This is a genomic window from Actinomadura madurae (genome assembly GCF_900115095.1).
GTDB lineage: Bacteria > Actinomycetota > Actinomycetes > Streptosporangiales > Streptosporangiaceae > Spirillospora > Spirillospora madurae.
The window spans coordinates 1-12,689 of record NZ_FOVH01000019.1; the positions used below are offsets into that span (position 1 = coordinate 1).

Here is a 12,689-nt window from a genome sequence, read left to right on the forward strand (position 1 = left end):
CATCGCGCCGATCCGCTCCCGGCGCGGGCCGCGTCGGCGCCGTCCCGCCAAGCTGCACGGCGACAAGGGCTACGACTACGCCGACCTGCGGCGCTGGCTACGCAGGCGGGGCATCACGCCGCGCATCGCGCGCCGCGGCATCGAGTCCTCCGACCGGCTGGGGCGGCACCGCTGGGTGGTGGAACGGACGGTGTCCTGGCTGAGCGGCTGCCGCCGCCTGCACCGCCGCTACGAACGCAAGCCCGAGCACTTCCTGGCCTTCGTCGGTATCGCCGCCACCCTCATCTGTCACCGCCGACTCGCCAAATGAGATGACGTCTTACTCCGGACCGGTCGGATTCTTCCTTGCCGACCTGACATATGTCGGTACCGAACGTCCGGTGCCAGTGCCGAGGGACTGCTAGGACGGGGCCATGACCGACTCTGAACTGCATAGGAAGCTGGACGCCCTCAGTGAGACGGTTTCCGTGCTCGCCGAAGCGCTCGGCGTGGCGAGCGACCCGGTCAAGGCTCGCCATGCGACGGTGCCCGGCGTCGACCGGCTTACCGCCGCGCAGGTCATGCGGGTGGGCTTCGCGACGACGCGCCTGGCGACCGGCTACAGCATCGAGCAGGTCGACCGGTTCCTCGACCGGGTCGCCGAGGAGATCGCCGTGCTGACCGTCGAGCGTGACGAGGCCCGGCGCGAGCGCGACGCGCTCCGCTAGCCAATGGGTGCGGCGACGGTCCTATGGACGGTATGGGAGGTGGAGGGTTACTTGGGCGCCGCCGTGTGGGGGGTTGGTGAGGGTCAGGGTGGCGCCTAGGACGGCTGCCTGGCCCTTGGCGATGGTCAGGCCTAGGCCGTGGCCGCCTGGGGTTTCGGTGGAGCCCTTGCGGAAGCGGGTCGGGCCCTCCTGGAGGAGGTCGTCGGGGAAGCCCGGGCCGTGGTCGCGGATCGTGATCGTGGGGCCGTCCACCTCTACGTGGATGGGGTGGGCGCCGTGGCGGGTCGCGTTGGCCAGGACGTTGGTCAGGATGCGTTCGAGGCGCAGGGGGTCGGTCGCGACGACCGTGTCGGTGCGCACGGCGACCTCGGCGCCGGGGGCCAGGGCCTGGACGCGGCGGGACGTGAACGCGCCGAGGGGCACCTCGGACAGGTCGGCGCGCTCGGTGGCGGTGTCCAGGCGGGCGACCTCCAGGACGTCCTCGACCAGGCCGCGGAGCGCGCCGACGCGGTCCCGCACCAGCTCGGCGGGGCGGCTCGGCGGGAGGAGTTCCGCCGCGGTGGTGAGGCCGGTCAGGGGTGTGCGGAGCTCGTGCGCGATGTCGGCGGTGACGCGGCGTTCGGCGTCCAGGCGGGCCTGGAGGGCGGTGGCCATCGCGTCCACCGCGCGGGCGAGGTCGGCGGTCTCGTCGCGGGCGCGGTCGCCGACGGCGTCGCCGACCCGGGTGCCGTGCTCGCCGTCCGCCACCTGGCGGGCCGCCGCGGCGGCGCGGCGGAGGCGGGACGAGAGCCGCGCGCCGATCAGGACGCCGGCGCCCGTCCCGCAGGCGACGACGGCGAGGGAGCCGAAGAGCAGGACCCGGTCGAGGGACGCGAGTTGTGCGCGGCGGCCCTCATAGGTGGACGCGAGGGAGATCACGCTGCCGCCGGCCGGGGCCGCCGCCCAGATCGTGTCGCCGTCCAGGAGCGTGGCGTGGTTGCCGCGGGCGGCGGCTCTGCGGAGTTCCGGGGGGAGGTCGGGGTCGTCGAGGGTGCCGCCGAAGGCCGGGGCGCCGGTGCGGGCGTACTCGCGCAGGACGAGGTCGAGGCGCTCTGTTTGGAGGCGGCGCGCCTCGTCGGCCTGGCGGCGGGCGAACGCGATGTGCACGGTCAGGCTGAGCGCCACCGCCGCGGCCGTGCTGACCAGGGCGATCACCGCGGAGATCTTCCAGCGCAGGCTCATTCGGTGTTCCGCAGCTTGTAGCCGAACCCCCGGACGGTCTCGATGCGGTCGGCGCCGATCTTGTTGCGGAGGCGCTGGACGTGCACGTCGACGAGGCGCGTGTCGCCGCCCGCCTCGTACTCCCAGACGTTCGCGAGCAGGACGTCCCGGGTCAGGACCGTGCCGGGGGACTCGGCGAACCGGAGCATGAGCTTCATCTCGGTGGGGGTCAGCGCGACGATCTTCCCCGCGCGGCGGACCTGCACGCCGTCCGGGTCGATCTCGACGTCGCCGAAGCGGCGGACTCCGGTCGGTCGGGTCGGCTGTCCCGCGCGCCTGAGTTGGGCGCGGATGCGGGCGGTCAGGACGGCGCCGTCGAACGGCTTGGTGACGTAGTCGTCGGCGCCCGCCTCCAGGCCCACGATGATGTCCACCGGGTCGTCCCGCGCGGACACCATGATCACCGGGATGAGGCTCGCCTCGCGGATGCGGCGGCACAGGCTCACGCCGTTGAGGCCGGGGAGCATCACGTCGAGGAGGGCCAGGTCGGGACGTTCGGCGTGGAAGGCGTCCAGGGCCGCGCGGCCGTCGGCGGAGGCGGTCACGCGGAAGCCGTCGCGTTCAAGGGTGAGCTGGGTCGTCTCCCTGATCACGTCGTCGTCCTCGACGAGGAGCACGTGGCTCACCGGCCGGCCTCCGCGAACCGGGTGCCGTCCCAGCGCAGCGGTGTCGCGCGGGTCGTGCTCGGGCACGGCTCGTCGTCGCCGGGGTTGAACACCGGACGTTCCAGGCGGAGGCCGGTGCCGTCCGCCGTGACCCGGCCGCCTGCCTCCTCGGTGCCGAAGACCCGCTCGGGGCGTCCCTCGTCCAGGCGGTAGACGAACGCTCCCAGCGTGCCGCCGCAGGCGGTGTGGTCCTCGCAGCCGGCAACGTCCATCAGCACGACCGTGCCCGCGCCGCCGACCGTGGCGTAGCGCGTGTACACCGGGTACCAGCCGCGGAACGCGCCGTTCGCGCAGGGGCGGGCCACCGCGGCCTTGATGCGGTGGCCGACGCCAGGGTCGTCGCGGAGCACGCGGACCTCGTCGACCGTGGGGCTGCCGTCCGCCACCGGCGGTGTCGACGCCCGCACGTCCTCGGCCCGGCCCTCGACGCGCAGCCCGGCTCCGGGCGTCCCGCATCCGGTCAGGGCCAGCCCGGCGAGCACGACCGTGAGCGTTCTCCTCATGATGCGGCGATGCTATCCGCCGGGCCGGGACGCGCCGGACGCTGTTACACAACCTACGGAAAACCGCCGGGCAGCCGAGTGAAAGGCGTGAATGGCCCGAGGTTTCCGCTTTCTAGCGTGACCGCCATGATGACCAAGAAATGGCTCGTGATCGTGTCACTTCCCCTTTTCGCGCTGGCCTGCGGCGCTGAGACCGCCATCGTCAGATCGGCGCCCGGTGCCCCTCCGGACAACACCGTCTACGGGGTGCGGACGACCGATCGGGTCGCGTTCCTGACCATCGACGACGGCGTCACCCGTGACCCCGGAATGGTCAAGGCGCTGCGCGACGCGAAGGTCAAGGCGACCTTCTTCCTCACCGCCCAGTACGTCCGCGCCGACCCCGGATTCTTCGCCCGGTTGGCCCGCGAGACCGGGTCCGTCGTCGAGAACCACACCCTCACCCATCCGAACCTGGAGGGCATGTCGCGCGATGCGCAGCGCCACGAGATCTGCGGTGCCTCGGACGACTTCGCCAAGGACTTCGGCCGCCGTCCGACGCTGCTGCGTCCGCCTTATGGCGCCCGGGACGAGACCACCGCCGACGCCGCCGCCGAATGCGGCATCACGCACATCGTGAACTGGAGCGCCGAAATAGCCGGAGGCAAGACGACCTTCGCCGCGGGGAACCGGCTCAAGCCCGGTGACATCGTCCTCGCGCACTTCCGGCGCACGTTCGCCGCGGACGTGGCCGAATTCGTCCGCCAGACCGAACGGGCGAACCTGACGCCCGCGCTGCTGGAGGACTATCTCGATTGATCAGGGCTGGAGGAGGAACAGTTTCCGGTCGACGCGGTCCAGGGCGCCGCCGCGGCCGAAGACGAGACCGGTGGCGAAGTCGACCAGGCGTTTGGCGTCGCCGTCCGTGAGGTCCGTCAGGTCCATGAGCACCGGGACGCCCTTGCGGAAGAAGTGCCCGACGTACAGGACCTCGTTGTAGTTCTGGGGACGCAGCGACTTGACCACCGCACCAGTCTGCCCGTTCGGCGCGCCCGGTCAAGGGACCCGCGCCAGAAGAAATTCGTCAAGAAGACTTGACGTCAGGGTAGCTTGACGCGCAGACTCGCGGGATGGTCACTCCAGATGCGATAGAGCGGGACATCACGCTGACGAGCGCGGCGGCCAGGTACGACGAGCTGTGGGTGCGGGACGCCGTGGGGGAGTCGCCGCTCGGGCGCGAGGAGGTGCTCGAGATGCTCGCGCTCGGGGAGGTGATCGCGCGGAAGGCGGTGTACGGGCGGCAGCTCGCCGTCCGGTCCGCGCGGCGGGCCGGGGCGTCGTGGGCGCAGATCGGCGCGGCGACCGGGGTCAGCAAGCAGGCCGCCTGGGAGGCGCACGGTAAATGGATCGACGATCAGGCCGAGCAGCACCGGCACCGTGACTACCAGGGGCTGGACGAGGAACAGGTGGCGGCCGCCCGGCGGCTGGCGGGCCGCGCCGACGAGTAGCCTGGCCCGGCGTTCCGATAATGGCGCTTCCGGTCATCTCTTTTTCCGGTGGCTGGAGTTTCCCTTCAGGATCAAGGGGAAATCTGCCAGTCGAGGGAACGGAGGCGATTGGCATGGAGGTCGTTCTCGAAATGACCCTGCCGAGGAACGCCGAGAGTGCACCGCTGGTGCGGCACACGCTCGACGCCTCCCTCCGCGGGCTCGGAGTGGGATCCGAGATCCGTGCCGATATCGCGCTCGCGCTGGGCGAGGCGTGCGCGAACGTCATTCAGCACGCGGCGGCCGGAATGGAGTACGAGGTCCGGGCGCGGATGGACGGGGCGCGATGCGTCGTGGACGTCATCGACGGGGGCACGGACGACGCGGCGGAAGGAGCCGACGGCTGGGAGGGCGCGCAGGCGCCGCCGCTCGCCGAGCACGGGCGGGGGCTGCGGCTGATGCGGGCGTTCACGGAGGACCTGCGGATCGCCGCGCGGGACCGGAGCAGGGGCTCGGTCGTGCATTTCGAGAAGTCGCTGGCGGGCTGACCGGCATGGAGACGGCCCGGCGGGCTGTTGCCCACCGGGCCGCGCATCGGGCACCGGTCAGCCGGTGACGGGCAGGTCGTGCTCGACCGGGGTCGGGGCGGGCGCCTCGGCCGGGGCCTTCGCGCGCCCGCAGGTGGCGGACGCGACCCGGACGGCGCCCTTGCCGCCGGGCAGGTTCAGCTCCATGGCGGTGACGGCGAGCCGGCCGTCGGCCGTGCGCTGCTGCTTGTTGAGGACCAGGGACGTCCGGCCGAGGCCGTCCACGTCGACGGGGACGGTGGTGTTCGGCGGCGGCGAGGCGTCCAGCCGGCGGCCGGCGAGGACGGCGTGCGCGAGGTGCGCCGAGCCGCGCCCGGCGGTGCACTTCGCGGACACCGCGCTGGCCAGCAGCTTGGCCTTCGGGACGGCCAGCCGCGCGACGGTCGAGCTGGCGCGGGCGGCGGAGGCCTTCACGTCCAGCGCGGAGGCCGACACGAGCCCGGTGCGGTTCTCCCGCAGCAGGCTCTTGCTGACCGTGCCCGTGCGGGACGCGACGGCGGGCACCGGCGGGACGGCCACCGGCCCGGTGACCGTCAGCCCGTACGCGGAGCCCTCGCCCCCGGGCGTCGCGGCGAGGGCGGGCGCCGAGGCGAGGGCGGGCGCGGCGGGCGCGGCGAGGCCGGCGGCCAGGAGCCCGGTCGTGGCGAGGCGCTTGGCGAGATGGGTGTGACGCATGGACGTACTCCGATTCTTGAGAGAGCTGGGGGTGCCTGCGGCCGGTCAGGCCGTGATGAGCACCAGTGATCCGAGCGGGACGCGGGACAGGGCCTTCAGCGCGTCCGCGGGTACCCGGACGCAGCCGTGCGTGATCGCCTTGCCGAACACCGAGGCGTCGGGCCAGCCGTGCAGCGCGACGGTGCCGGGACCGCCGCCGAAGGTGTCGAGGGTCGCCGAGTGGGTGCCGAGCGGCAGGACGGTCGGGCTCGGCGTCTTCTTGGCCGGCGCGAGGTTCGCCATGAGGAACGTCCGGCCCGGCGGTGTCGGGGTCTTCGCGCCGCCGACCGCGACCTTCCACCGGCCGACCGTGCGCTCGGACCTGCGCAGCGTGAGCCGCCTCTGGGCGAGCTCGACCCGGACGGTGTAGGGCGAGTGCGCCGTCTTCAGCCCGGCGGCGGAGACCCAACCGCTCGCCTGGTTGGGACGGCTCGGCAGGAGCACCCGCCGCCAGTCGCCGGAGCTCTCCACCACGGGCACCCAGGTAGGGCCGCCCAGTTCGGTGGTGGGAAGGGTGGCGATCCGGCGCCCGCCCGGACGGTCGAACACCGCCGCCGCCGTGGCCGGGTGCGCGACCAGGCCGTCGGTGGTGCCGTCGGGCGCGTCGTCCCTGGGGGCGCCGGAGATCGTGGTGAACGTGGTCGCCTCGGGGACCTTGGCGGCTCCCGCCGCCCCCGGGCCCCCGCTCCGTCCTCCGCCCGCGGACGCCGTGTTCTGCCGGGTCGCCCCGCCGCAGCCGGCGAGCGACAGCAGCAGGACGGCGGTGAGCCCGCCCGCGGTGAGGGCACGGGCGGAATGCCGCCGGGCCATTGTTGTCGCCATGGGCCGCGATGTTAGTAGTGGTGAAGGCGCCCGTAGCGGTAATGGCGAAAAACGCGCCGGAACCCGCGAATGTAAATGTCGATAAGCCTCGATTTTATTGGCTCTTTGTGGAGCGTCGCGACTAAGCCGAGAAAAGCGGATTCATGGGACAGGTCAGACGCGTATGGAGACCGAGCCGTCCTCGCCGTCGCGCTTGGAGGCAGCGTCGTGGAATTCGGTGAGCCCCCACAGCAGCGCGGCCCGCGCGGGCGCCGGCATCTTGGCCAGCACGCGGGCGAGGTCCGCGCGGCGGCGCAGCCGGAGCCGGTCGAGGAGCGCCTGCCCGTCCGGGCTCAGCCGGACCGTCACCTCGCGGCGATCGCGCCCCGGGTCGCGGGTCAGCAGGCCGGCGGCCTCCAGCCGGTCGCACAGGCGGCTCGCCGACGACACCAGGGCGCCCAGCGTGCCCGCCAGGTGGCTGATGTTGACCGGGCCGCGCTCCAGCACGAACAGCGCGCGCAGTTGTGCGGACGGGACGGGGACGTCGGCGGCGTTGTGGGCGCGCGACCAGACGTCCATCAGGGTGGAGGCCGCGTCGTCGAGCGCGGCGGCGGAGTCCTCGGCTTGCTCACTCGACGTGTCCACCATGCCCTCCACTGTTACACACGAGGACGACCGCGGCATACCGGGATCAGGGGGTGATCGTCCGCCTCGGGGGGCAGGCCGGACGTCAGCGCGGGAGCTTGACCACGGTGACGAAGAAGTCGTCGATGCGGCGGACGACGGAGATGAACTGGTCGAAGTCGACGGGCTTGGTGACGTAGGCGTTGGCGTGCAGGTGGTAGCTGCGCAGGATGTCCTCGTCCGCCTCGGACGTGGTGAGGACGACGACCGGGATCCGGCGCAGGTCGTCGTCGTCCTTGACCTCCTGCAGCACCTCGCGGCCGTCCTTGCGCGGCAGGTTCAGGTCGAGCAGCATCAGGTCCGGGCGCGGGGCGTCCGCGTACTCCCCCTCCCGGCGCAGGAACGCCATCGCCTGCTCGCCGTCGTTGACGACGTGCAGGGAGTTGTTGACCTTGTTGTGCTCGAACGCCTCGACCGTCAGCAGGACGTCACCCGGGTCGTCCTCGACCAGCAGGACCTCGATGGGGCGCGGGCCTTCATTCATCCGTGTCTCCGTTGTCAGCGTTGTCGGCGTTGTCGGCGGACGGCCGCGCGGGCAGCGTCCAGTGGAAGGTCGTGCCCGGGGTGTCCTCCGGCCCGTCGGTGCCGAGCCAGATCCGGCCGCCGTGGTACTCGACGATCTTCTTGCAGAGCGCCAGGCCGATGCCCGTCCCGGTGTACTCGTCGCGCGGGTGCAGCCGCTGGAAGATCAGGAAGATGCGGTCGGCGTACCGGGGCTCGATCCCGATGCCGTTGTCGGTGCAGTGGAACACCCACTCGTCGCCGTCGCGGCGGACGCCGATCGTGACCCGGGGCGGCGCGTCCGGGCGCCGGAACTTGATCGCGTTTCCGACGAGGTTCTGGAACAGCTGGGTGAGCTGGGTGCGGTCGCCGGGCACCTCGGGCAGGCCGGCGACGTCCACCTCGGCGCCGGTCTCCTCGCGGAGGGTCGCCAGGTTGTCCAGCGCCTGCCGGGCGACCTCGTCCAGGGCGACGGCCTCCTCCGGCCGCGACATCCGCCCCACCCTGGAGAAGCTCAGCAGGTCGTTGATCAGGGCCTGCATGCGCTTGGCGCCGTCGACGGCGAACGCGATGTACTGCCGCCCGCGCTCGTCGAGCTGGTCGCCGTACCGGCGCTCGATCATCTGGCAGAAGCTCGCGACCTTGCGCAGCGGCTCCTGGAGGTCGTGGCTCGCGACGTAGGCGAACTGCTCCAGCTCGGCGTTGGAGCGGCGCAGCTCCTCGGTCTGCTCGTTCAGCGCCGCCGTCTGCTCGTTCAGCCGGCGGGTCTTGTCCTCGCTGGCCCGCCACTCGTCGATGATCCGGGCGCGCATGGCGTCGATGATCGCCGCCAGCTCGTTGATCTCCGCTGGGCCGGGGACGTCGGCGAGCCGGTGCCCGAAGTCGCCCTGGGACACGGCGCGGACGCGTCCGGTCAGCGCGGACACCGGCGTCAGCACTGTCCGGCTGAACAGCAGGGCGAGCAGCAGCGCCGCCACGACGACCATGACGAGCGCGGCGAGCGCCGAGTACTGGGCCGTGCGCGCGCGGGACCGCAGGTCCTCGGCGGCCTGCTCGTGCACCCTGACGATGGCGGCCTGCAGCGGCGTCATGTCGCCGCGCGCCTGGTTGAGCAGCCGCCGCGCCCGCCTGCTCTCGTCCGGGTCCACGTTCTCCCCGCCGGGCCCGGCCGCGATCCGGTCGGCGAACTCGGCCCGCCATGCCCGCGAGTCGGCGGTGGCCCTGGCGAGCAGGCGGTCGACGTCCTCATGGCCCGGCACGCCGGTGAGGAGCCGGCGCATCCGCGCGGCCGACTCCGCCTCGCTGCGGACGGCGGCCCGGTACCGCGCGACGTGCTCGGCGCCGCCGTCCTGCGCGTAGTCGCGGATCGCCGTGTCCTGGTTGGTGACGGCCGTCGACAGGCGGAACTGCTCCAGCGTCGCCGGGTCGACCTTGTCGATGAGGACGTCCCGCGCCCGGTTGTTCCCGTTCAGCGCGATCCCGGCCTGGACGACCGCGGCCAGCAGCAGCACGCCCAGGACGAGCGCGCCGATCCGGTAGATCTGGACGAGCCGGACCCGGCCGAGCCCGTGCCCCTCGGGGATGCCGGTCTCGGGCAGCACGACCCCCGGCCCGGTGATCCGCGGTTCCCGCCCGGTATCGCCGTCCGAGCCCTCCTCGGTCATCGGTCGTCCTCCCGGGTCAGCAGCAGTACGGCCAGGTCGTCGGCCAGGACGTCGCCGTTCAGGCGCTCGGCCTCGGCGATGAGCCCGTCGACGAGCACGTCGCCGCGCCGCCCGGCCGCGTGCGCGGGACGGGCCAGCTCGATCAGGCCGGCCAGGTCGAGGTAGTCGCCGGGGGCGCCCGCCTGGCCCTCGATCAGCCCGTCGGTGTAGAGCATCAGGCCCCACGAGTCGCCGAGCTCCAGGTCGAGGGCGGGCCAGTCGACGACGGGGAACAGCCCGAGCGCCGGGCCGCGCGGCTCGTCCGGGACGGGATCGACGCCGTCCGGGCCGAAGAACAGCGGGCGCGGGTGCCCGGCCCGGTACAGCCGCGCGCTGCGCCGGTCGGGCGCGATCGTCGCCATGCAGACGGTCGTGAAGATCTCGTCGCTCCACCGCTCGTGCCGGAGCACCGCGTCGAGCGTGCTCAGCAGCCGCGGGGCGGTGTGCCCGGCGAGGACGAGCGTCCGCCACGCCATGCGGAGCCGGACCCCGAGGGACGCCTCGTCGGCGCCGTGCCCGCTCACGTCGCCGATCACGGCGTGCACGGTGCCGTCCGCGGTCTCCACGGTGTCGTGGAAGTCGCCGCCGAGCAGGGCCCGGTAGCGGCCCGGCCGGTACCGGGTGTGGTGCCCGAGCGTCCGGTCGTGCAGGATCGGGACGGGCAGCAGGCCGCGCTCCAGCCGGGCGTTCTCCTGGCTCAGCGCCCGCGCCTCGACGAGCTGGCGCTCGGTCTCGTCGGCGCGCTTGCGCTCGATCGCGTAGCTGATCGCGCGGGTGAGCAGGGCGCCGTCCACGTCCTGCTTGACGAGGTAGTCCTGGGCGCCGGCGGCGACGGCCGCCACGCCGACGTGCGCGTCGGCGAGCCCGGTCAGTACGAGGACGGCGGTGGCGGGGGCGTGCCTGCGCATCTGGTGGAGCGCGTCGAGGCCCTGCGCGTCCGGGAGGGACAGGTCGACGATGACGCACTGGATGTCGGCGCGCAGCGCGGTGAGCGCCTCGGCCAGCGTGGTCGCGACGGTGATCCGCAGGCCGGGCTGCGCCTCGGTCAGCAGCTCCTCGAACAGGAAGGCGTCGCCGGGGTCGTCCTCGACCAGGAGCAGGTGCGGGGAGCCGGCCACGCCGAGGAGCCGCTCCGCACCGCGACTGTTCATCGCGGCCATGTTGTGCTCCTTCGGTCCGGCACGACCGGTCTGTCGGGCGGGGTGTCCGTTGTCGTCCAGCAAATGTTAAAGGCACGTGGTAGCCGGAAAAACACGAAGTCCCCATGCCGCGTAACGATGCGGCGTTTCGGCCCACTACCTCCTGACAGCGACACCCGGACGGACGGAGGACCACGCGGTGGCGGACGAAGTCCCCGATGAACAGCGCTTCACCGCGATCTACGAGGAATGCCGCCAGCGGGTCTGGGCGTACGCCACCGCCCGCGCCGGCCGGCAGATCGCGGACGAGGTGGTGAGCGAGACCTTCGCGGTGGCGTGGCGGCGGCTCGCCGACGTGCCCGACCCGGCGCTGCCGTGGCTGCTCGGCGTCGCGCGGAACGTGCTGCGCGACGGGCACCGCGCGCAGGTGCGGCGCGAGGCGTTCGCGCACGAGCTGCGGCGGTGGGCGCCGCGGGCGTCCGGCGACATCGCCGAGGACGTGGCGGAGCGGCTCGCCGTCCTGCGCGCGATGGCGGACCTGCCCGAGGGCGACCGGGAGGTCCTCATCCTCGTCGCCTGGCAGGGCCTGGCGCCGCGTGATGCCGCCCGGGTCGTCGGCTGCTCCCCGGCGGCGCTGCGGGTGCGGCTGCACCGCGCCCGCCGCCGGCTCGCCCGCGCGGCCGGGGCGGCCCCGCGGGAACCGGCGGAGGGCCGGGCCGGGTCGCGTCCGCAGGTGGGGATGATCAGTGAGGAGATGTCATGAACGACGTGCTGCGGACCCTGCGCGAGGCCCGGCCCGCCGAGCTGGACCCGGACCTGCCGGTCGGCGAGGACGTCCGGCGCGCCGAGCTGGCGCGGGCCATGGCCGCGGCGCCCACAGGGGCGCGCACGGCGGCGCCCACGGCGGTGCCGCCGGCGCCGGCCCGGCGGCGGGTGCGGCCGGCGTGGGGCCTCGGGCTGGCCGGGGCGGTCACGGCGGGCGCGGTCGTCGCGGCGGCCGTGCTGACGGCGCCCATGATCAATGAGGGCGGCGGAACCGATGGGGACGGCCCGCGGCCGGGGAGCGGGGGCGGGGCGGCCGTGGCGCTCGACGCCCGGACCGTCCTGCTCGCGGCGGCCGGGAAGGCCGACGGGCAGGCCGAGCGGGTGCGGGCGTACTGGCACCAGGTGACGATCTCGTCCAGCACCTACACGGTGGGGACGGGCGGCGACCGCTACGCCGTCACGCTGCGGAGCAGGTCGGAGAGCTGGACGCCGAGCAGGCCGGGCGGCACGGCGTGGGGCGCCGAGCAGGACCTCGGCGCGAGGCCCGCGACGAAGGCGGACGAGGCGGCCTGGCGGAGGGCCGGGTCGCCGGACACGTTCAAGGTCGAGGTCCCCGTCACGCCGGGCGGCAAGGGACGGCTCAAGGGGTTCACGGCGACGACCGCGCCGGGCGAGCGCCACTTCAGCGGCTCGCCGCTGGTCGACGGCGACAAGGTGTTCTGGCTGGGCCGGAACGTGACGATGAAGGACCTGCGCTCGCTGCCGTCCGACCCCGCGCGGCTCAAGGCGGAGCTGCTGCGCTGGTACGAGGGCCATGACACCGAGTCGGACCGGCCGATGGCCTCCGGCGAGTGGCTCTACACCGTGGCGCGCGGCCTGGTGATGGACATGCCGGTGAAGCCCGCCGTGCGGGCGGCCGGGTTCCGGATGCTGGCCGGGCTGCCGGAGGTGCGGTCGCTCGGAAAGGTCACCGATCCGGAGGGGCGGACGGGGGACGCCATCGCCCTGGACGAAAGGACGCCGGCCGGCGTCATCCGGCATGAGCTGATCATCGATGTGCCGTCCGGTACCGCGCTGGCCAGCCGGAACGTGATGGTGAGGCCGGCGGCCGGGTCGGCGGTCCCCGCCGGGCGGACGATGAATTCCACGGTCACGCTCGCGACCGGCTGGACCGATTCGCGGCCGAGCTGACGC

General features: G+C 73.4%; 17 protein-coding genes. 7 read left to right on the forward strand and 10 right to left on the reverse strand.

The window, feature by feature from the left end:
• Positions 1-310: transposase (locus BM339_RS38045; protein ID WP_075024039.1), on the forward strand; the 310-nt coding region annotated here is incomplete at its 5' end.
• 103 nt (positions 311-413) lie between these two features.
• The gene (locus BM339_RS38050; protein ID WP_075024040.1) at positions 414-707 is read left to right on the forward strand and encodes a DivIVA domain-containing protein; all 294 of its coding nucleotides are present in this window, start codon (positions 414-416) and stop codon (positions 705-707) included.
• A 21-nt stretch (positions 708-728) separates the two neighbouring features.
• On the opposite strand, the gene BM339_RS38055 is transcribed toward BM339_RS38050, so the two are convergent.
• From BM339_RS38055 to BM339_RS51970, 3 genes are read right to left on the reverse strand one after another with little or no spacing between them, the layout of a single operon-like run.
• On the reverse strand, positions 729-1,928 hold the full coding sequence (locus tag BM339_RS38055) for a sensor histidine kinase (RefSeq protein ID WP_075024041.1): 1,200 nt from the start codon (positions 1,926-1,928) through the stop codon (positions 729-731).
• Positions 1,925-2,593 (reverse strand): two-component system response regulator CseB, encoded by a 669-nt coding sequence (gene cseB, locus BM339_RS51965; protein ID WP_024934213.1) that lies wholly within the window; start codon positions 2,591-2,593, stop codon positions 1,925-1,927. Before cseB ends, BM339_RS38055 begins: the two co-directional genes overlap by 4 nt.
• Positions 2,590-3,135, reverse strand: a complete 546-nt coding sequence (locus tag BM339_RS51970; protein ID WP_256255687.1) for a hypothetical protein — start codon at positions 3,133-3,135, stop codon at positions 2,590-2,592. Before BM339_RS51970 ends, cseB begins: the two co-directional genes overlap by 4 nt.
• A 126-nt stretch (positions 3,136-3,261) precedes the next feature.
• Between BM339_RS51970 and BM339_RS38070 the strand changes: the two genes are divergently transcribed.
• On the forward strand, positions 3,262-3,933 hold the full coding sequence (locus BM339_RS38070) for a polysaccharide deacetylase family protein (RefSeq protein WP_177287885.1): 672 nt from the start codon (positions 3,262-3,264) through the stop codon (positions 3,931-3,933).
• On the opposite strand, the gene sepF is transcribed toward BM339_RS38070, so the two are convergent.
• On the reverse strand, positions 3,934-4,140 hold the full coding sequence (gene sepF / locus BM339_RS38075; protein WP_021598327.1) for a cell division protein SepF: 207 nt from the start codon (positions 4,138-4,140) through the stop codon (positions 3,934-3,936).
• Between the two features lie 104 nt (positions 4,141-4,244).
• Here sepF and BM339_RS38080 point away from each other — a divergent pair, with 104 nt between their 5' ends.
• A complete protein-coding gene (locus tag BM339_RS38080) occupies positions 4,245-4,622 on the forward strand; it encodes a hypothetical protein (protein WP_021598326.1) in 378 nt (125 codons plus the stop codon).
• A 113-nt stretch (positions 4,623-4,735) separates the two neighbouring features.
• The gene (locus BM339_RS38085) at positions 4,736-5,149 is read left to right on the forward strand and encodes an ATP-binding protein (RefSeq protein WP_021598325.1); all 414 of its coding nucleotides are present in this window, start codon (positions 4,736-4,738) and stop codon (positions 5,147-5,149) included.
• Positions 5,150-5,206: 57 nt separating this feature from the next.
• On the opposite strand, the gene BM339_RS38090 is transcribed toward BM339_RS38085, so the two are convergent.
• From BM339_RS38090 to BM339_RS38115, 6 genes are all read right to left on the reverse strand, one after another.
• Positions 5,207-5,863: a choice-of-anchor P family protein gene (locus tag BM339_RS38090; protein WP_075024044.1), complete on the reverse strand. Its 657-nt coding sequence runs from the start codon at positions 5,861-5,863 to the stop codon at positions 5,207-5,209.
• A gap of 45 nt (positions 5,864-5,908) precedes the next feature.
• Entirely contained in the window at positions 5,909-6,724 is an 816-nt protein-coding gene (locus BM339_RS38095) for a L,D-transpeptidase (protein WP_033330147.1), read from the reverse strand.
• Between the two features lie 153 nt (positions 6,725-6,877).
• On the reverse strand, positions 6,878-7,351 hold the full coding sequence (locus BM339_RS38100) for a MarR family winged helix-turn-helix transcriptional regulator (protein WP_021598322.1): 474 nt from the start codon (positions 7,349-7,351) through the stop codon (positions 6,878-6,880).
• A gap of 82 nt (positions 7,352-7,433) precedes the next feature.
• Positions 7,434-7,871, reverse strand: a complete 438-nt coding sequence (locus BM339_RS38105; RefSeq protein ID WP_021598321.1) for a response regulator — start codon at positions 7,869-7,871, stop codon at positions 7,434-7,436.
• A complete protein-coding gene (locus BM339_RS38110) occupies positions 7,864-9,552 on the reverse strand; it encodes a sensor histidine kinase (RefSeq protein WP_083598395.1) in 1,689 nt (562 codons plus the stop codon). The genes BM339_RS38105 and BM339_RS38110 overlap by 8 nt, the downstream gene beginning before the upstream one ends.
• Positions 9,549-10,751 carry a PP2C family protein-serine/threonine phosphatase gene (locus tag BM339_RS38115; protein WP_075024045.1) on the reverse strand — a complete coding sequence of 401 codons (1,203 nt, stop codon included), beginning with the start codon at positions 10,749-10,751 and terminating at the stop codon, positions 9,549-9,551. The genes BM339_RS38110 and BM339_RS38115 overlap by 4 nt, the downstream gene beginning before the upstream one ends.
• 178 nt (positions 10,752-10,929) lie before the next feature.
• Between BM339_RS38115 and BM339_RS38120 the strand changes: the two genes are divergently transcribed.
• Together BM339_RS38120 and BM339_RS50345 are read left to right on the forward strand one after the other, a co-directional pair.
• On the forward strand, positions 10,930-11,493 hold the full coding sequence (locus BM339_RS38120; RefSeq protein ID WP_024934215.1) for an RNA polymerase sigma factor: 564 nt from the start codon (positions 10,930-10,932) through the stop codon (positions 11,491-11,493).
• The gene (locus BM339_RS50345) at positions 11,490-12,686 is read left to right on the forward strand and encodes a CU044_5270 family protein (RefSeq protein ID WP_075024046.1); all 1,197 of its coding nucleotides are present in this window, start codon (positions 11,490-11,492) and stop codon (positions 12,684-12,686) included. The genes BM339_RS38120 and BM339_RS50345 overlap by 4 nt, the downstream gene beginning before the upstream one ends.
• Positions 12,687-12,689 lie beyond the last annotated feature (3 nt).

Bases quoted from the DNA above. Each gene is read 5' to 3' on its own strand.
- BM339_RS38050 (WP_075024040.1), top strand. From the start codon at position 414: ATGACCGACTCTGAACTGCATAGGAAGCTGGACGCCCTCAGTGAGACG.
- BM339_RS38055 (WP_075024041.1), bottom strand. From the start codon at position 1,928: ATGAGCCTGCGCTGGAAGATCTCCGCGGTGATCGCCCTGGTCAGCACG.
- BM339_RS51970 (WP_256255687.1), bottom strand. From the start codon at position 3,135: ATGAGGAGAACGCTCACGGTCGTGCTCGCCGGGCTGGCCCTGACCGGA.
- BM339_RS38070 (WP_177287885.1), top strand. From the start codon at position 3,262: ATGATGACCAAGAAATGGCTCGTGATCGTGTCACTTCCCCTTTTCGCG.
- BM339_RS38080 (WP_021598326.1), top strand. From the start codon at position 4,245: ATGGTCACTCCAGATGCGATAGAGCGGGACATCACGCTGACGAGCGCG.
- BM339_RS38085 (WP_021598325.1), top strand. From the start codon at position 4,736: ATGGAGGTCGTTCTCGAAATGACCCTGCCGAGGAACGCCGAGAGTGCA.
- BM339_RS38090 (WP_075024044.1), bottom strand. From the start codon at position 5,863: ATGCGTCACACCCATCTCGCCAAGCGCCTCGCCACGACCGGGCTCCTG.
- BM339_RS38095 (WP_033330147.1), bottom strand. From the start codon at position 6,724: ATGGCGACAACAATGGCCCGGCGGCATTCCGCCCGTGCCCTCACCGCG.
- BM339_RS38100 (WP_021598322.1), bottom strand. From the start codon at position 7,351: ATGGTGGACACGTCGAGTGAGCAAGCCGAGGACTCCGCCGCCGCGCTC.
- BM339_RS38105 (WP_021598321.1), bottom strand. From the start codon at position 7,871: ATGAATGAAGGCCCGCGCCCCATCGAGGTCCTGCTGGTCGAGGACGAC.
- BM339_RS38110 (WP_083598395.1), bottom strand. From the start codon at position 9,552: ATGACCGAGGAGGGCTCGGACGGCGATACCGGGCGGGAACCGCGGATC.
- BM339_RS38115 (WP_075024045.1), bottom strand. From the start codon at position 10,751: ATGGCCGCGATGAACAGTCGCGGTGCGGAGCGGCTCCTCGGCGTGGCC.
- BM339_RS50345 (WP_075024046.1), top strand. From the start codon at position 11,490: ATGAACGACGTGCTGCGGACCCTGCGCGAGGCCCGGCCCGCCGAGCTG.